Raw genomic sequence first — 15,786 nt, 5'->3', positions numbered from 1 at the left:
GATCACCTGTTGAGAGGACCCCCATGGCTGTCTCCGAAGGAGCCGACTACGCGCCGGACTCGATGCCGAAGCCGGTCGTCGAACCCGGCGAGCTCGTCTTCGCCGCGATGCATCTCGACCACGGCCACATCGGGGGCATGACCCAGGGGCTGCTCGACGCGGGCGGCACCCTGAAGTGGGTCTACGACACCCAGCCCGAGCGTGCCGCCGCTTTCCAGGAGAAGTTCCCGCAGGTCAGGATCGCCTCCAGCGAGGAGGAAGTGCTCGCCGACCCCGAGGTGCACCTGGTCGCCGCCGCGGCGGTGCCGGTGGATCGCGCGCCGCTGGGCATCCGCGTGATGGAGGCCGGCAAGGACTACTTCACCGACAAGACCCCGCTGATCTCCCGCGAGCAGCTCGCCGAGGCGAAGGCCGCGGTGGAGCGCACCGGCCGGAAGTACGCCGTCTACTACTCCGAGCGGATCCACGTCGAGGCGGCGGTGCTGGCCGGTCAGCTCATCGAGCGCGGTGCGATCGGGAAGGTCCTGCAGGTCCAGGGCATGGGCCCGCATCGCATGGGCGATCCTTCCACCCGCCCGGACTGGTTCTTCGAGCGTGCCAGCTACGGCGGCATCCTCACCGATATCGGCAGCCACAACTTCGAGCAGATGCTCGCCTTCACCGGTTCCGAGGACGCCGAGATCCTCTCCAGCTCGATCGGCAACTTCGGCAATCCCGAGCATCCGGAGCTCGACGACTACGGCGATGCGCACATCGCGCTGTCCTCCGGGGCGACCGGCTTCGTGCGCGTGGACTGGTTCACCCCGGCCGGCCTGCGCACCTGGGGCGACGGCCGCACGTTCATCCTCGGCACCGAGGGCTACCTCGAGCTGCGCAAGTACATCGACGTCACCACCGACAACGGCGGCGGCCAGGTGATCCTGGTCGATGGCGAGGGCGAGCATCGCATCAACGCGACCGGCGAGGTGGGCTACCCGTTCTTCGGCCAACTGATCCTCGACGTGCTGCACCGCACCGAGGACGCCATGACCCAGGAGCACGCCTTCAAGGCCGTCGAGCTGGCGCTCATCGCGCAGGAGCAGGCCCGGGAGCTGACCGGCCGCACCGCCTGAGCGCGGCCTCCGACAGCACCCCTCACAACCCCAGCACGGCCGTCGCGATCGTGAAGTAGATGATCAGACCGGTGGCGTCGCAGAAGGTGGAGATGAAGGGGTTGGAGAACACTGCGGGATCCGCGCCGACCCGCTTCGCGACCAGCGGCATCAGGCCGCCCACGATCGCTGCCATGGTGCAGATGGACAGCAGCGTCGTCCCCATCACCATGCCGATCGCCGGGCCGTAGACGAGCCCGGCGACGATGAAGCCGAGGGAGCCCAGCACCACGCCGAGCACCATCCCGACGCGCAGCTCCTGCCACACCACCCGGGGCAGGTCCCGCACTCGCACCTCGCCCACGGCGAGCGCGCGGGTGACGGTGGTGGCCGCCTGGTTGCCGGTGTTGCCGCCGGTGCCCGTCAGCAGCGGGATGAACAGGGCCAGGATCACGACCTCGTCGAGCTTGTCCTCGAAGACCTCGAGCACCTGCACGGTGAGGATCGCCGAGATCGCGAGCACCAGCAGCCAGACGATGCGGCTGCGCACCACACGCAGGACCGGGGTGGAGAGGTAGGAGCTGGGCAGCGGCTCCGCGCCGCCGGTGCGGGCGGTGTCCTCGTGGTCCTCCTCCTCGAGGATGCCGACGGCGTCGTCGACGGTCAGGATGCCGACCAGGCGGCCCTCCCCATCCACGATCGGCATCGCCAGGAGTTTGGCGGCGGAGAAGCGCCGGGCGACGAGCTCACGGTCATCGGTGGCCGTGGCGGAGACCGCCAGGTGGGCGATCTCGCCGACGAGGCTGTCCTCCTCGGCCACCAGCAGCCGTCGCAGCCCCACCACGCCGAGCAGGATGCGGGACTCGTCGACGACGGGCAGCAGATAGATCGTCTCGGGCCCCACGGCGTGGGCACGCACGTAGGCGAGGGCCTCGCGGACGCTCCACCCGGGGCTGAGCGTGAGCACCTCGGGCGACATGTACCGCCCGATCGATTCCCGGGAGTAGCCGAGGACCGCCGTGGTCATCTCTCGCTGCTCGGCGTCGAGCCCGTGCATCAGCCGCTCGGCGACCGAGGCCGGGAGCTCGTCGAACAGGGAGGCACGGTCGTCGGGGTCGAGATCGCCGATGATGTCGGCGACCTGCTGGGTGCGCAGCGCCGAGATCAGCTCGGCCTGGTGCGGTGCCGGGAGCGCCTCGAAGACGGCGAGCGCCGTGACCTTGCCCAGGACTCGGAACAGGATCGCGGCCTCGGTGGACGCCCGGGTCTCGACCAGATAGACGAGCTCGGGCACCGGCAGCTTCTGCGCCTCGCGGGCGAGCTGCTCCAGCTGCGCCTCGCTCTGAGGGTCGCTGCGCAGCAGGGAGAGGACGGTCTCGGTGGTCACGCGGGTACTGGTCACCGTCTCATTGTGACCGACCGGGCCGCTGCCGGCACGCAGACCCATCGGGCGGACGCCCCGCAGTCCCCCTCGCGCTCGCCCCGCCGGCGATCACCACTTGCTACGCTGTTGCGCGGAGCAGAACTACCGTTCCGTATAACAAAATCAGGACAGGGGGCGCCCGCCCCTCTCGCCATCGCTCCCACCATCCAGGAGACCCTCATGGCCGCCACGCACCGCCCGTCCCTGCCCGAACGCACCGCCGCCGCCCGGCTGATCGTCGTGATCCGCGGTGAGCGCGCCGAGCAGTACGCTCCGGTCCTCGAGGCGCTCGCCGACGCCGGCATCCGTTCGGTGGAGCTGACCCTGTCCACCCCCGGCACCCTCGCAGAGCTGGCGAGGCTGCATGAGCGGTTCGGCACCCGGATGGACATCGGCGTCGGCACCGTCACGGATCCCGCTGATCTCCGCACCGCCGCCGCGCACGGCGCGGACTTCATCGTCACCCCGATCACCCGCGCGGACCTGCTCGATGAGGCGGCGGCCGCCGGCATCCCGATCGTGCCCGGCGGCCTGACCCCGAGCGAGCTGCATGCGGGCTGGTCCGCCGGCGCTGCGGCGGTCAAGGTGTTCCCCGCCTCCGTGGTGGGCCCCGGCTACGTCAAGGATCTGCGCGGCCCTTCCCCGGCATCCGGGTGGTCCCCTCGGGCGGGGTGGACCTCGAAGCCGCAAGGGACTGGCTGCGGGCCGGGGCCGAGGCCGTCTCCGTGGGCGGGCCCCTGGTCGGCGATGCGCTGCGGGGCGGCAGCCTCCAGGCGCTCGCCGAGCGCGCCGCGCAGTTCGTCGACGTGACCGCGCGCGGGGCGGAGGCATGAGCGCCGCACCGCGCGTGGTCACCCTCGGCGAGACCATGGCGCTGATGCACAGCGGCACCATCGGCTCCCTCGCCCACCTGCCGTCCGTGGAGCTCGCGATCGGCGGTGCGGAATCGAATCTGGCGATCGGGCTGAGCCGGCTCGGGGTGCCCACGGCATGGGTGGGCCGGGTGGGCGACGATCCGCTGGGGATGCGGGTGGTGCGGGAGATCCGCGGCGAGGGCGTCGAGGTCCATTGCGCAGTCGATCCGCAGCGGCCGACGGGCCTGATGATCAAGTCGCGCCCCACCGGCGCCACCACTCGCGTGGACTATTACCGCAGCGGCTCTGCCGCCTCCGCCATCGCCCCAGCCGATCTCCCCGAGCAGCTCATCGAGCGGGCAGAGCTCCTGCACATCAGCGGGATCACCCCGCTGCTCTCGGCGAGCGCGCATGCCACCGTCCTGACCGCCGTGCGGCGCGCGGTCGCGACGGGGGCGACGGTGAGCTTGGACGTGAACCACCGCTCCCGACTCGGATCCCGCGACCACCTCGCCGAGCTGCTGGGCGAGATCCTCGAGCATGTCGACATCCTCATCGGCGGCCCCGAGGAGCTCGCGCTGCTCGCCCCGGAGATCGACGCCTCAGCACCCTCCGAGCTGCTGGAGGCCCTGACCCGGCCGGGACGGCAGGTGGTGGCGAAGCTCGGGCCCGACGGCGCCGCCGCGCTCGCCGAGGGCCGACTCCATGAGGCGGCGGGCCACGTCGTGGACGTGGTGGACACCGTCGGCGCGGGAGACGCCTTCGTCGCGGGCTACCTCAGCGCCCACCTCGAGGGGCTGGGGGTCCCGCAGCAGCTGGAGCGGGCGAACGCCTGCGGGGCCCTGGCCTGCACCGTTCCCGGGGATTGGGAGGGAGCGCCCCGCCCGCATGAGCTCGCGGCCCTGCTCGCCGGCGGCAGCGCGGATCCGGTGAGCCGCTGAATCCGTCGACCACCAGTCCGTAGGGCCTGAGCCCGCGGGCCGCCGAGCCCGTCGGCCGCCGAGCAGCCGGGGCGCAGAGCCGAAGAGCCGAAGAGCCGATCGCACCCCCGGGGCGATCCATGGGTCACACACACTTTGCGATGGTTAGCAATGCTCACTATAGTGGAGGGCATGACGACCACTCCCGCCGCTCCCGCCGAGCTCCCCCAGCACCTGGCGCTGGTGTGCTCCCAGTTCTCACGCCTGGCCGCGCGGCGCTCCGACGTGGGCGTAGGGACCGTGTCCTGGCGCGTGGTCGCCACTATCGAGCGGCACGGGCCGCTGCGCCTGAGCGAGATCGCGGACCGCGAGCGGGTCTCCCGCCCCACGGCCACCACCGTGATCAAGCGCCTCGAGGAGGAGGGGCTCGTGGGGCGCACCCCCGATCCCACCGACTCCCGCTCCTCGCTGATCAGCACCACCACCCAGGGCTCCGCCCAGCTCGCCGCCTGGCGGCAGCAGCTGGCACACGGCGTGGGCGGGCTGCTCGATCAGCTTCCCGCCGAGGACTTCGCCGCCCTCGAGCGGGCCGCCGAGATCCTCTCGCGCCTCGTCGACGCCCACGACGGATGAGGCGGGCGCTGCCCGGCGCCGCTCCCGCCGATCGCCGTCGGCCCCCGCACCGTGACCTCCCGCCCCACCCGCACTCCACCACCTCGCTCCGAACGAAGGACCCCGCGCATGACCTCACAGCTCACCGAACCCTCGACGCCGCCCACCCCGGGCCCCGCGCCGAGCACCACGAAGAACACCGCGAAGAACACCGCACCCACCCTGCGCGAGGCGTTCCACCAGCCGAAGTCCGTGTGGGCCATCGCCTTCGCCGCGACCGTGTCCTTCATGGGCATTGGCCTGGTGGACCCGATCCTGCCCGCGATCAGCAGCCAGCTGGACGCCACCCCGTCGCAAGCGATGCTGCTGTTCACCAGCTACCTGTTCATCACCGCGATCGCCATGTTCTTCACCAGCTGGTTCGCCTCGAAGGTCGGGGTCAAGCGCACCCTGCTGGTGGGTCTGCTGCTGGTGGTGCTGTTCGCGGCGCTGGCCTCCGGCGCCGGGAGCGTTGAACAGATCATCGGGCTGCGCGCCGGCTGGGGTCTGGGCAATGCCCTGTTCATCTCCACCGCGCTGGCCGCGATCGTCGGCGCCACCACCGGCCCCAGCGCGGGCGCGATCATCCTCTACGAGACCGCGCTCGGCATCGGCCTGGCCGTCGGCCCGCTGCTGGGCGGGCTGCTCGGCGCCATCTCCTGGCGCGCCCCCTTCGCCGGCACCGCCGTGCTCATGGGCATCGGGGTCCTGGCGATCGTCGTGCTGCTGCGGAAGGAAGCGAAGCCCGCTCACGTCTCGCCGCTCGCCGCGCTGCGCGCCCTGGGCCACCCGGCGCTGCGCACCCTCGCGCTGACAGCGGTCTTCTACAACTTCGCGTTCTTCACCCTGCTGGCCTACTCGCCGTTCCCGCTCGAGGCGGCCGCCGCTGCGCACGGGATGGAGTTCGGGGCGCTGGGCATCGGGGGCGTGTTCTTCGGCTGGGGCACGGGGCTCGCGATCACCTCGGTGTTCGTCGCACCGCTGCTCACGCGCCGCCTGGGGCTGATCCGCACACTGGTGACCACGCTGGGGCTGCTCACCGTGCTGATGGTGGTGATGAGCCTCGCCCACTCCTCGATGACCGGCCTGATCGTGCTGATCGTGATCGGCGGGCTCCTGCTGGGCATCATGAACACCGCCCTCACCGAGACGGTCATGGAGGCCACCGACCTCCCGCGCGGCGTCGCGAGCTCCGCCTACTCGGGCGTGCGCTTCCTCGGCGGTGCGATCGCCCCGGCCGTGGCCGGTCCGCTCGCCGCGGCGACCACCGTCGGCGCCCCGTATGCGCTGGCCGCAGGAGCACTGGTGCTGTCGATCCTGATGCTGATCCTGGGGCGGAAGCACCTGGCCGCCGTCGGCTCGCACGAGGAGCTGACCGAGGTCGAGGAGGCCGAGGCGATCACCGCTGGCGACGAGGTCTGAGGCCGCAGCGTCAGCGAAGTCGCGCCGAGGTCTGAGACCGCAGCGACGGCTAAGACGCACCGAGGTCCAAGCATTGATTCCCCGATCTCCCCATGGCGCACAGGGGGCAGATCGGGGGAATCGGCGCACGTCAGGGGCGTGCTGCAAGGCGGGATCCCAGGTCAGCGCCCGGCGGCGTAGCCCTGGGCTCCGCGGGAGTTCGCGGCGGCGCGGAGGATCCCGGTCGCGGGGTCACGCATCACGCACGACACCCGCCCCAGGGACCAGTCCCCGGCGCGGACCACCTCGTGGCCGCGTGCCTCCAGTGCGGCGATGACCTCGTCGCCGAGGCGGTCCTCGACCACCGCTCGGCCCGGGGACCAGGTGCGGGGCCAGAAGGAGCCGGGCATCGAGAGGGTGTGCAGGGCCGGGGCGTCGATCGCCTGCTGGAGCTCGAGCCCGCCCACCAGCACCCGCAGCAGGAACAGCAGCTGCCACTGATCCTGCTGGTCACCGCCCGGCGAGCCGCAGGCGAGGACGGGCTCGCCGTCGCGGAGCACCAGGGTCGGGGTGAGCGTGGTGCGCGGTCGGCGGCCGGGACGCAGCGCCGACGGCAGCTGCTCGTCCAGCCACATCATCTGCAGGCGGGTGCCGAGGCAGAAGCCGAGGCCGGGGATGGCGGGTGAGGACTGGAGCCAGCCGCCGGAGGGGGTGGCGCTGATGAGGTTGCCCCACCGGTCCACCACGTCGAGATGGCAGGTGTCCCCGCGCGCCTCCCCTGTCGCCCTGACCGTCGGCTCCCCGGAGCCGCCGTGGTCGACGGTGCCGCCGCTGGCCAGGGCGTGTTCCTCCGCGGTCAGCAGCGGCGGCAGGGCCGACGGGCCGCCACCGAGCGGGCTCGGGCGGAACTGGTGGGAGGCCTCCTCGGTGAGCAGGGCGCGCCGGGCGGCGAGGTGCTCCGGGGACAGCAGCTGCTCGAGGTCCACGTCCGCGTCCCCGAAGTGGGCGTCGCGGTCGGCGAGCGCCAGCTTGAGGGTCTCGAGGACGGTGTGGGCGCCGCGCTCGGTGGAGGGATCGAGCTGGTCGTCCGGGAGACCGTCGAGGATGCCGAGGGTCTCGAGCAGGGCGGGGCCCTGCCCCCAGGCGGCGGTCTTCGCGACCGTCCAGCCGCGGAAGGTGGTGGTGGCCGCGGGCTCGAAGCGGGCCACGGCCCCGGCCAGATCCTCCATCGTCAGCACCCCGGCGTGGTCGGCCCCGTCGGAGTGGCGGTGCGGGGTGCGCACGAACTCGGCGATGGCGCGGGCGACGGGCCCGGTGCGCCAGCGCTCCCGGGCGGCGGCGATCCGTGCCCCGCGGCCGTCCCGGGCGGCGGACCCGTCGGCGGTGTCCTCGCCGATGCCGTCACCGGCGGCGACCAGGTCCCGCAGCACAGCCGCATACTTGGGGTTGCGCAGCAGCTGGCCGGGCTGCGGTGGTGTGCCGTCCGGCATCCACAGCGCGGCGGAGCTCGGCCAGTGCTCGGTGAAGGTCTGTGCGACCGTCTCGATCTGGGCACTGACCCGGGCGAGCACGGGGTGTCCGTTCTCTGCGCAGTCGATCGCGTAGGCCAGGACGTCCGCGAGCTCCCAGGTCCCCTTCTCCTCGAGCACCAGCAGCCAGGCGTCCACCGCCTGCGGCACGGCGGCGGCGAGGGCGCCGGTGCCGGGCACGGCGGTGAGCCCCTCGGCGCGGAAGTGCTCGATGCTCGCGCCGGCCGGGGCGGGGCCCTGCCCCATCACCACCACGGGGGCGGGGTCCTCGGCGGTCGCCAGGAGCGCGGTCATGTCCCCGCCGGGGCCGTTCAGATGCGGTTCCACCACATGCAGCACGAAGCCGCCCGCGGTGGCGGCATCGAAGGCGTTCCCGCCGCGCTCGAGCACGCTCTGCATGCAGGCCGTCGCGATCCAGTGGGTCGAGGCGGACATCCCGAAGGTGCCCTCGAGGGTGGGCCGGGTGGTCGGGCCGGGCGGGACGATGAACGAGGTGGTGGGGTGGGCGCTCACCGGGGCTCCTCTCGAGGTGCCGGAGCCTCGCGTTGTGGCGGGGGCGGCTGCGGTCCCTTCTCGTCGTGCGCGGCGGAGGGCACTCCCATGGTGCCTTCTGCGCAGGTCCGGTGCGCTCGCCTTGCGATCTTGCGGAGGGGAGGCGATCCTCGGGGCATGACAGCGACGGAGGGGATGGCGGCGACGTCGAGCGTCAGGGCAGCCGGGGGACGGCCGGCCCGGGCGCGCAGGCTGGCGACGTGGGGCGCGATCGTGACGAGCGGGCTGGCCACGGTGGGACTCGCGTTGCCCACCCGGCGCATGGCGTGGTTCGACGGCAAGCTGCGCACCGACGACATCACGGTCGAGTCCTGGCCGAATCCCGCCACGATCGACCTCGGCAACCTGCTCACGCTGCTGCCGATGCAAGCATTCCTCACCGCACTGGCCACGACGATCCTCGCCGTGCTCGCGCTGCACCGACCGGTGCTGGCGGTGGTCGGCATGGGAACCGGCCTGGTCTCGGTGTTCTCGATGCTGCTCAGCTGGGCGCTGCTGGCCGCCTTCGACCCCGTCGCGACGCCGTCCCTCATGCTGCTCGCCGCCGCAGAGACCGCGCTCCTCACCGTGGCGGTGCTGCGCCTGGTCGAGGTGCGCCACGCCACGGCCGGCCCCGCGGCCTGACCGGGCACCCCGGCCCCAGGGCGCTCACCAGTCGTGCACGGTCCCGTCCCGCAGCCGGTTCACCGGCAGATAGGCGGGCTGGTACGCGTGCCGGGCCGCCGCCTCCTCGTCGAGCTCGACCCCGAGGCCCGGGTTCTCCCCCGGATGCAGCAGACCGTCCGCGAAGCGGTAGCTGGTGCGGAACACGGACAGTGTGGTCTCGGAGTGCGGCATGTACTCCTGGATCCCGAAGTTGTGGATCGCGAGCCCCAGGTGCAGGTTCGCGGCCATACCCACCGGGGAGACGTCGGTGGGGCCGTGGAAGCCGGAGCGGATGCCGTAGATCGCGGCGAAGCTCATGATCTGGCGCAGCCCGGTGATGCCGCCGGCGTGGGTGGCCGAGGAGCGCACGTAGTCGATCAGCCGCTCCGTGATCAGCGTCTGGTAGTCGTAGACGGAGTTGAACACCTCGCCGATCGCGAGCGGCGTCACCGAGTGGTGGCGCACCAGGCGCAGCGCCGCCTGGTCCTCCCCGGGGGTGCAGTCCTCGAGCCAGAACGGATCGAAGGGCTCGATCCGCTTGGCGAGCTTCGCGGCCTCGAGCGGGGTCATCCGATGGTGGCCGTCATGCAGCAGGTGCAGCTCGGGACCGAACTCCTCGCGCACCCCGGCGAAGACGGTGGGCAGGTGGCGGAGGTAGGCGGCGGTATCCCAGGTCTCCTCCGTCGGCCGCATCGCCGCACCCCCGGCCCTCACTGTCGCGCGACCCGCCGGCTCGTACTCGTACTTCCCGCCCGGGGCGGCATCGTGGACACCGTAGATCTGGCCGAGGCCGGGCACCCCGGCCTGGATCCGCACCGCCTGGAAGCCCTGGTCCAGATAGCCGCGGATCGCATCGTTGAGCGTATCGATCGTGGTGCCGGAGGCGTGGGCGTAGCTGAGCAGCCCGGTGCGGGAGGCGCCGCCGAGCAGCTTGTACAGCGGCTCGCCGGCCTTCTTCGCGGCGATATCCCACAGCGCCATGTCGATCGCGGCAACGGCCGCCATGGTGACCGGGCCACGGCGCCAGTACGGGCTGCGGTAGAGGTACTGCCAGATCGATTCGATCTGCGACTCGTCACGGCCGATCAGGGTGGGGGCGACGTGGTCGCGCAGATAGGAGGCGACCGCGAGCTCACGCCCGTTCAGGGTGGCGTCGCCGAGGCCGGTGAGACCGTCGGAGGTGGTGATCCTCGCGGTGACGAAGTTGCGGCCGGGGCTGGTGACGTTCACGTCGAGGCGTTCGATGGCCATGCGGGTCCTCCGGTGCGGGCGACGGACCGCACGACGCCACTGGTGTTTTATATGATGGAACGCGTATTCTGCGGTTCGTGATGAGTCTAGACATCCGCCGGCACCCCGGCAACACGGTTCCACCGCAGGAGGGGCACCCGAGATGACCGCCGCAGAATCGAGAACTCCCGGATCGATCACCGGGCCGACGGACCCGGCCTCGGGCTCCAGCCCCGTCGGCAGCGTGGACAAGGCGCTGATGCTGCTGCAGATCCTCGCCGCGGCCGGCCCCGAGGGGATGTCCCTGCGCGACATCGCTGCGGAGAGCGGGCTGAACAAGGCCTCGGTGCATCGGCTGTTGCGGGCGCTCATGCACCGCGGCTTCGCCGACCAGTCCGCGAGCGACCAGCAGTACCACCTGGGCTCGGCCGCGCTGGACCTCACCCCGGCCTTCGGTGCCGGCGAGAACCTGCAGACCCTGTTCGCCCCGGTGCTGGCGAGCATCTCCCAGCGCACCCAGGAGCTGGTGCACCTGGGGCAGATGGACGGCACGAGGGTGCTCTACCTGGACAAGGTCGAGCCCGAGCGCACGGTGCGGGTGTGGTCGCGGATCGGCAGTCGGGCCCCGGCGGCGCGCACCGCGATGGGGCGCGCGATGCTCGCGGCCGACGGCGTGCGTGCCGAGGCGCTGGCCGCGTACGCGCAGGCCACCGAGGGCGAGGAGACCGGGACCGTGATCTCTGCGGCGCATCTCGCCGAGGTCCTCGAGCAGACCGCCGGTCGCGGCTGGTCCGCGGAGGTCGAGGAGAACGAGGCGGGCATCGCCTGCGTGGGCGTCGCCCTGACGCGCAGCAGCGGGCGCTCGATCGCGGTGAGCGTGACCGGTCCGATCGAGCGGATGGGCACGGCACGTCGCGCAGCGATCGGGCAGCTGCTGCGCGAGGAGCTCACCCGGCTCGCGCCGCAGGGCTACGCGCTGCCCCCGCGGGGCTGACGCAGAGGCGCGAGGCTGACGCGGAGGCGCGAGCCCGCTCCGCTCAGCGCGGCTCGCGGATCGGTTCGACCTGTCGCCGGCTGCGGACCGTGTCCAGCACGCCGCCCACCACACTGCCGATCACCAGTGCGACCAGCGCCGTGATGAGCATGGCGGTGAGCGAGGCCTGCGGAAGCGCGACCCCCGCGGCGTCGCGGAGCAGGATCGCCAGCACCCCCTCCCCGATCAGCACTGCGGAGACGATGCCGGCGGCCGCCACCCCGATCTGCAGCGCCCGCACACGGCCCGCACCGGCGACCAGGAAGCCGACGATCGCCGCCAGTGCGACCGCTTCGATCACCATGGCGGCGATCAGCACCAGCACGGAGGAGCTGAGGCTGAGGATCGCGCGCATCGCATCCGCCGGCACGGCGAGGCCGATCAGCACGCAGGCGATGACGCCCAGGACGGTGGAGACGGTCGTGCCGTCATCCTGGATGATCACCAGCACCGCGGCGACGATCGCGCAGGCCAGCCCCAGCAGCATGCCGATGTCCAAGAGCGCCGAGGTGGGCCCCAGGGGCAGGGCGAACAGTGTCGCCGCGGCGAGCAGCACGCCGATCAGCAGGCCGATGCCCATCGCCAGCCCGGCCCGGTTCCAGGTGCGGCGCGGGCCGGAGATGGCGGCGCCGGCGAGCACGAAGGAGAACGGGATGGACAGCAGCACGGCGGTCAGCGCGCTCGCGAGGAGCTCGGCGGGGACCAGGTCGAAGGACATGCTCTTATCGTCCCCCCTGCGGGCCCGGGGCGGGCAAGTGTTCACCGAATCGGGATCTACTCGGGATCGTGCGCAGCCATCTCACTGCCCCGCGCGGCTGAGCACGCCCCAGCTGTCGCCACAGCACCCGCACGGCGACAGCTCAGGCAGGGTCGACCCGGGCCCGAGCACCCGCTCCGGCTCGCCCCAGCTCCGCGCCGCCGAGCACGCCCCAGCTGTCGCCACAGCGCTCGCACGCCGACAGCTCACACAGACTCGATCAGGCTCAGCCAGCGCCCATCCGCCGAGAAGGCCCCCGCTGTCGCCACAGCACCCCCATGGCGACAGCTGAGGCAGGGTCGATCAGGGTCCGGGCATCTGCTTCGGCTCACCCCGGCTCCGTGCGGCCCAGCCCCGGGCCGGGCCCTGCGGCTCACCCCCGGTGTGCCCACAGGTCGCGCAGCAGCGCGATCTCGGCGAGGTGATGGATGAGCTCACGGTTCAGATGGGCGACGAGCGTGGCGCGGGAGTGCTCGGCCCACGGACCCTCCGCCTCGCCGACGGCGACCTGGAGGTCCTCCGCGTCCCAGCTGCGCACACCGGTGATCCAGCGCTCGTACTCCGTATCGAACTGGGCCAGCGCCTCCGTCGCGGTCGCGGCGTAGTCCCAGCTCATGTAGTCCGCGGGCGGGCCGCCGAGGTGGTCGTGGCTGCGCATCGCGAGCAGGCCCACGATGATGTGGCCGAGCCGCCAGGCGATCGTGGTCAGCGGCGCGGGTTCGGGCTCGGGGATCTCGAAGTCGATCGCCATCGCCCCGGAGCCGCCCTGGAACGGGGTGGGCGGCTGCTCCCCCTCCGGGGTGCGCGGATGGATCGTCCAGGCACGGCCGGAGCCGGAGGGGTCGAAGAAGTACTCCTCGTCGGTGAGCCCCTCGAGCCGAGGGCGCAGGTGCTCGCGGACATGGAGCTCGATCTGGTCGAGCAGCACGGTGGGCAGGTCGCCGCCGGTGCCGCGGAGCTGCTCGTTCTGGGTCGTCTCATCACTGGTCATGTGGTTCTCCTGGAAGAGTTGTGCGGTTCGGGTCCGGGGGGGGTGCGTTCACCATCCGGGCGGTGGCCAGGTCTGCCCGGCCACGAGGGCGTTGAGCTCGTAGGCGCCCTTGCCGTCCAGGGACTCGCGCAGGATGTCCGCGTGGCCGGCGTGGCGGGCGTTCTCCTCGATCAGGTGCAGTGCGTACCAGCGCATCGTCCAGGTCTGGCGCCCCTCGAACCAGGGCTGGCCGGGAACGGGGCCGCGGGTCTCCGGAGCGGCGGCGTGGATCGCGGCGGCGAGCTCCTTCCCGGCGCGGTGGAGCTCCGTGCTCAGCGAGTCGGCGGTGTCCTCTGCGCGCAGGGCGTCGGGAGCGATGGTGCCCTCGGCCTGGAGCTGCTGGGGGGCGCGGGCGGGCGCCGGGGGTGCCTCGGGGGCGGCGGTGATGGTCCCGGAGGCGCGCTCGACGACCAGCAGCACGTGCCGGGCCAGCGCGCCGAGGCTCATCCCGGAGGCGCTCGGGATCTGCGCGAGCTGCTCGCGGTCGAGGCCGTGGAGGGTGGTGGCGATCTGCTCGATCTGCTGCTGGGCGAAGGTGGCGAGGCTGTCGCGCTCGTCGGTGGTCTCTGCGGTCAGGAAGGGCATGGTGTTCTCTGTTTCTGCTCGAGTGCCGACCGGGGTTCACGGCGACCGGTCGGTGCGTGCAGGAACCACTGTTGCCGCCTGGGCGGACAGTTCCTGTCCTCGAAGTCGGGCAGAGTGTGTGCATGAGCGATGTGACCCGAAGAGCCCTGCGGCTGCTCGCGCTGCTGCAGTCGCGCACCGTGTGGAGCGGCCCCGAGCTGGCCGGCGAGCTCGGGGTGACCGTGCGGACGGTGCGGCGGGATGTGGACCGCCTGCGTGCGATGGGCTATCCGGTGCTGACCTCCGCGGGGCACGGCGGCGGATACCAGCTGGGTGCGGGGCAGGAGCTGCCGCCGCTGCTGCTGGGCGCGCATGAGGCGGTCGCCGTGGCCGTCGGGCTGCGGCTGACGGCCTCCTCCGGGATCGAGGGCCTGGACGTCGAGGCCCTGCGGGCGCTGGCCGCACTGGATCGGATCCTGCCGCCGGAGGTGCGGGCGGAGGTCTCCGCAGTCACGGGCGCCCTGGGGGTGGTCGCTCGCCCCCTGCCCTCCGCCCGGGCGGAGGTGCTGCTGGCCCTGGCCACGGCGGTGCGTGATCGACGACGGATCCGGGTGGATTACGAGAAGCCGGACGGCGAACGCGGCGAGCGCCGACTGGAGCCCTACCGGGTGCTGTCGGTCGAGAGTCGCTGGTATCTGTTCGCCTGGGATCTGCAGCGCGAGGACTGGCGCACCTTCCGACTGGACCGGATGCATGAGGTGCACGCCTCGACCTTCGCCATCACCGAGCGTCCTACCCCGGACATCGAGGCGACCGTGCGCGAATCGATCACGGTGGGCGGGTATCGCACGGCGATCACGGTGCGGATCCTCGCCCCGCTGGCGGAGATCGCCCCGCAGGTGCCGGCTCGGGCCGGCACGGTCACGACCGACGGGCCGGATGCCTGCATCCTGCGTGCCGGTGCTGATGAGCTGCACTGGGTGGTGATGCATCTGGCCTGGGTCGGTGCCCCGATCGAGGTGATCGATCCTCCCGAGCTGCTGGGCGTGATCGAGCGGCTGGGGCAGTGGGCCGGCTCGGTGCGGACAGCGCCGGACCGGTAGACGCAGCGGGAGCCGCGACCCAGCAGCACCAGCTGAGCGAGGGACAGCTCAGCGGGTTTCCACGGACGGCTGCCCGCGGAGGGTGCGTCACAGCAGCAGCAGGCCCAGCGCGGCGGCGACGGTGAGCACCAGGATCAGGTTCTCGAACACCTTCTGCGGGATCCGCCGGGCGACCTTCGAGCCGGCGAACGCGCCGATCAGCACGGCGGGCACCAGCATCGCGTCCATCACCAGGGTGTCGCGGGTGATCAGCCCCAGCCCTGCGGAGAACGGCACCTTGAACAGGTTCACGATCGCGAAGTACCAGGCGGAGGTGCCGAGGAAGGTCAGCACCGGCATCCGCATCGCGTAGAAGTACAGCGACATCACGGGCCCGGCGGCGTTGGCGACCATGGTGGTGAAGCCGCCGAGCAGCCCGAATCCCATGCCCTGCGCGGTCGCCGCGAAACCGGGCTGGGAACCTGCCGCGACGGGCGTCTGCTCTTCACCGGCCCGGGCAGCGGCAGCGGCGCGGCGCCGGGTGAGGTTCCGGCGCCACAGGGTGAGGATCACCAGGGTCAGCAGGATGACACCGATGGTCAGCCGCACTGCGTCTCCGTCGACCCGCGAGAAGTAGAGCGCGCCGATCACCACCCCGATCATGGCGCTGGGCAGCAGGCGCACCAGGGTGCGCACGTCGGGCTCGCGCCGGTAGACCCACAGCGCGGTCATGTCTCCCACGATCAACAGGAGCAGCAGTGCGGCGGTGGACTCCTTGGCGGGCATGGCGAAGGCGAAGATACCCACGGCGATGGTGCCGGCACCGGGCAGCGCCGTCTTGGAGAAGCCGACGATCAGCGCGCCGAGGGCCACCAGCATCCAGGGACCGACGCCCAGAGCAGGGATGAGCGCGGCGAGGTCGGACATGGTGGGTGAACCTATCAGCGCCCTGTCGGATCTGCGGAGGTGTCCGCGGTGACGGCGGCGGGATCACATCGCGAACACATGGGCGGCGGCGCCCCGA

At 72.1% G+C, this 15,786-nt stretch carries 15 protein-coding genes; 8 read left to right on the top strand and 7 right to left on the bottom strand.

Annotation, left to right across the window (positions count from 1 at the left end; genetic code table 11):
• The first annotated feature begins 23 nt into the window (after positions 1 to 23).
• Positions 24 to 1,112 (top strand): Gfo/Idh/MocA family protein, encoded by a 1,089-nt coding sequence (locus CFK39_RS08940; RefSeq protein ID WP_089065172.1) that lies wholly within the window; start codon positions 24 to 26, stop codon positions 1,110 to 1,112.
• Positions 1,113 to 1,134: 22 nt separating this feature from the next.
• On the opposite strand, the gene mgtE is transcribed toward CFK39_RS08940, so the two are convergent.
• Entirely contained in the window at positions 1,135 to 2,493 is a 1,359-nt protein-coding gene (mgtE, locus tag CFK39_RS08935) for a magnesium transporter (protein WP_089066358.1), read from the bottom strand.
• A gap of 201 nt (positions 2,494 to 2,694) precedes the next feature.
• Here mgtE and CFK39_RS08930 point away from each other — a divergent pair, with 201 nt between their 5' ends.
• From CFK39_RS08930 to CFK39_RS08915, 4 genes are all read left to right on the top strand, one after another.
• Complete coding sequence (locus CFK39_RS08930) at positions 2,695 to 3,324, top strand: bifunctional 4-hydroxy-2-oxoglutarate aldolase/2-dehydro-3-deoxy-phosphogluconate aldolase (RefSeq protein WP_245822391.1); 630 nt, start codon at positions 2,695 to 2,697, stop codon at positions 3,322 to 3,324.
• Positions 3,325 to 3,343: 19 nt separating this feature from the next.
• On the top strand, positions 3,344 to 4,309 hold the full coding sequence (locus CFK39_RS08925; protein ID WP_172805656.1) for a sugar kinase: 966 nt from the start codon (positions 3,344 to 3,346) through the stop codon (positions 4,307 to 4,309).
• Between the two features lie 171 nt (positions 4,310 to 4,480).
• A complete protein-coding gene (locus CFK39_RS08920; protein ID WP_245822389.1) occupies positions 4,481 to 4,921 on the top strand; it encodes a MarR family winged helix-turn-helix transcriptional regulator in 441 nt (146 codons plus the stop codon).
• 108 nt (positions 4,922 to 5,029) lie between these two features.
• Positions 5,030 to 6,361 carry an MFS transporter gene (locus CFK39_RS08915; RefSeq protein ID WP_089065170.1) on the top strand — a complete coding sequence of 444 codons (1,332 nt, stop codon included), beginning with the start codon at positions 5,030 to 5,032 and terminating at the stop codon, positions 6,359 to 6,361.
• 161 nt (positions 6,362 to 6,522) lie between these two features.
• On the opposite strand, the gene CFK39_RS08910 is transcribed toward CFK39_RS08915, so the two are convergent.
• Positions 6,523 to 8,304 (bottom strand): gamma-glutamyltransferase family protein, encoded by a 1,782-nt coding sequence (locus CFK39_RS08910; RefSeq protein ID WP_089066356.1) that lies wholly within the window; start codon positions 8,302 to 8,304, stop codon positions 6,523 to 6,525.
• Positions 8,305 to 8,538: 234 nt separating this feature from the next.
• Here CFK39_RS08910 and CFK39_RS08905 point away from each other — a divergent pair, with 234 nt between their 5' ends.
• Entirely contained in the window at positions 8,539 to 9,045 is a 507-nt protein-coding gene (locus tag CFK39_RS08905; protein ID WP_157697123.1) for a hypothetical protein, read from the top strand.
• A gap of 24 nt (positions 9,046 to 9,069) precedes the next feature.
• On the opposite strand, the gene manD is transcribed toward CFK39_RS08905, so the two are convergent.
• Positions 9,070 to 10,317 (bottom strand): D-mannonate dehydratase ManD, encoded by a 1,248-nt coding sequence (gene manD / locus CFK39_RS08900; RefSeq protein ID WP_089065168.1) that lies wholly within the window; start codon positions 10,315 to 10,317, stop codon positions 9,070 to 9,072.
• Positions 10,318 to 10,459: 142 nt separating this feature from the next.
• On the opposite strand from manD, the gene CFK39_RS08895 reads away from it, so the two are divergent.
• Positions 10,460 to 11,290 (top strand): IclR family transcriptional regulator, encoded by an 831-nt coding sequence (locus tag CFK39_RS08895; RefSeq protein WP_089065167.1) that lies wholly within the window; start codon positions 10,460 to 10,462, stop codon positions 11,288 to 11,290.
• A gap of 43 nt (positions 11,291 to 11,333) precedes the next feature.
• Here the strand turns inward: CFK39_RS08895 and CFK39_RS08890 are convergent, their stop codons facing one another.
• The 3 genes from CFK39_RS08890 to CFK39_RS08880 all read right to left on the bottom strand — a co-directional run bounded on the left by CFK39_RS08890 (position 11,334) and on the right by CFK39_RS08880 (position 13,701).
• Complete coding sequence (locus tag CFK39_RS08890) at positions 11,334 to 12,047, bottom strand: hypothetical protein (RefSeq protein WP_089065166.1); 714 nt, start codon at positions 12,045 to 12,047, stop codon at positions 11,334 to 11,336.
• A gap of 412 nt (positions 12,048 to 12,459) precedes the next feature.
• Positions 12,460 to 13,077: a DinB family protein gene (locus tag CFK39_RS08885; protein ID WP_089065165.1), complete on the bottom strand. Its 618-nt coding sequence runs from the start codon at positions 13,075 to 13,077 to the stop codon at positions 12,460 to 12,462.
• A 48-nt stretch (positions 13,078 to 13,125) separates the two neighbouring features.
• Positions 13,126 to 13,701, bottom strand: coding sequence for a mycothiol transferase (locus CFK39_RS08880; protein WP_089065164.1), 576 nt, complete (start codon positions 13,699 to 13,701; stop codon positions 13,126 to 13,128).
• Between the two features lie 122 nt (positions 13,702 to 13,823).
• Here CFK39_RS08880 and CFK39_RS08875 point away from each other — a divergent pair, with 122 nt between their 5' ends.
• Entirely contained in the window at positions 13,824 to 14,783 is a 960-nt protein-coding gene (locus CFK39_RS08875) for a helix-turn-helix transcriptional regulator (RefSeq protein WP_089065163.1), read from the top strand.
• 87 nt (positions 14,784 to 14,870) lie between these two features.
• Here CFK39_RS08875 and CFK39_RS08870 read toward each other — a convergent pair whose 3' ends face one another.
• Positions 14,871 to 15,689: a sulfite exporter TauE/SafE family protein gene (locus CFK39_RS08870; RefSeq protein ID WP_089065162.1), complete on the bottom strand. Its 819-nt coding sequence runs from the start codon at positions 15,687 to 15,689 to the stop codon at positions 14,871 to 14,873.
• Positions 15,690 to 15,786 lie beyond the last annotated feature (97 nt).

Origin of the sequence: Brachybacterium avium, assembly GCF_002216795.1 — a bacterium.
Lineage (GTDB): Bacteria > Actinomycetota > Actinomycetes > Actinomycetales > Dermabacteraceae > Brachybacterium > Brachybacterium avium.
Note: the sequence above shows the minus strand (reverse complement) of the source record. Positions and strands in the feature narration are given on the sequence as shown.

What these genes read in the sequence shown, in the direction of transcription:
- CFK39_RS08940 (WP_089065172.1), top strand. Translation starts at nt 24, where the DNA reads ATGGCTGTCTCCGAAGGAGCCGACTACGCGCCGGACTCGATGCCGAAG.
- CFK39_RS08930 (WP_245822391.1), top strand. Translation starts at nt 2,695, where the DNA reads ATGGCCGCCACGCACCGCCCGTCCCTGCCCGAACGCACCGCCGCCGCC.
- CFK39_RS08920 (WP_245822389.1), top strand. Translation starts at nt 4,481, where the DNA reads ATGACGACCACTCCCGCCGCTCCCGCCGAGCTCCCCCAGCACCTGGCG.
- CFK39_RS08880 (WP_089065164.1), bottom strand. Translation starts at nt 13,701, where the DNA reads ATGCCCTTCCTGACCGCAGAGACCACCGACGAGCGCGACAGCCTCGCC.
- CFK39_RS08875 (WP_089065163.1), top strand. Translation starts at nt 13,824, where the DNA reads ATGAGCGATGTGACCCGAAGAGCCCTGCGGCTGCTCGCGCTGCTGCAG.
- CFK39_RS08925 (WP_172805656.1), top strand. Translation starts at nt 3,344, where the DNA reads ATGAGCGCCGCACCGCGCGTGGTCACCCTCGGCGAGACCATGGCGCTG.
- CFK39_RS08885 (WP_089065165.1), bottom strand. Translation starts at nt 13,077, where the DNA reads ATGACCAGTGATGAGACGACCCAGAACGAGCAGCTCCGCGGCACCGGC.
- CFK39_RS08895 (WP_089065167.1), top strand. Translation starts at nt 10,460, where the DNA reads ATGACCGCCGCAGAATCGAGAACTCCCGGATCGATCACCGGGCCGACG.
- CFK39_RS08905 (WP_157697123.1), top strand. Translation starts at nt 8,539, where the DNA reads ATGACAGCGACGGAGGGGATGGCGGCGACGTCGAGCGTCAGGGCAGCC.
- CFK39_RS08910 (WP_089066356.1), bottom strand. Translation starts at nt 8,304, where the DNA reads ATGTCCGCCTCGACCCACTGGATCGCGACGGCCTGCATGCAGAGCGTG.
- CFK39_RS08870 (WP_089065162.1), bottom strand. Translation starts at nt 15,689, where the DNA reads ATGTCCGACCTCGCCGCGCTCATCCCTGCTCTGGGCGTCGGTCCCTGG.
- manD (WP_089065168.1), bottom strand. Translation starts at nt 10,317, where the DNA reads ATGGCCATCGAACGCCTCGACGTGAACGTCACCAGCCCCGGCCGCAAC.
- CFK39_RS08890 (WP_089065166.1), bottom strand. Translation starts at nt 12,047, where the DNA reads ATGTCCTTCGACCTGGTCCCCGCCGAGCTCCTCGCGAGCGCGCTGACC.
- CFK39_RS08915 (WP_089065170.1), top strand. Translation starts at nt 5,030, where the DNA reads ATGACCTCACAGCTCACCGAACCCTCGACGCCGCCCACCCCGGGCCCC.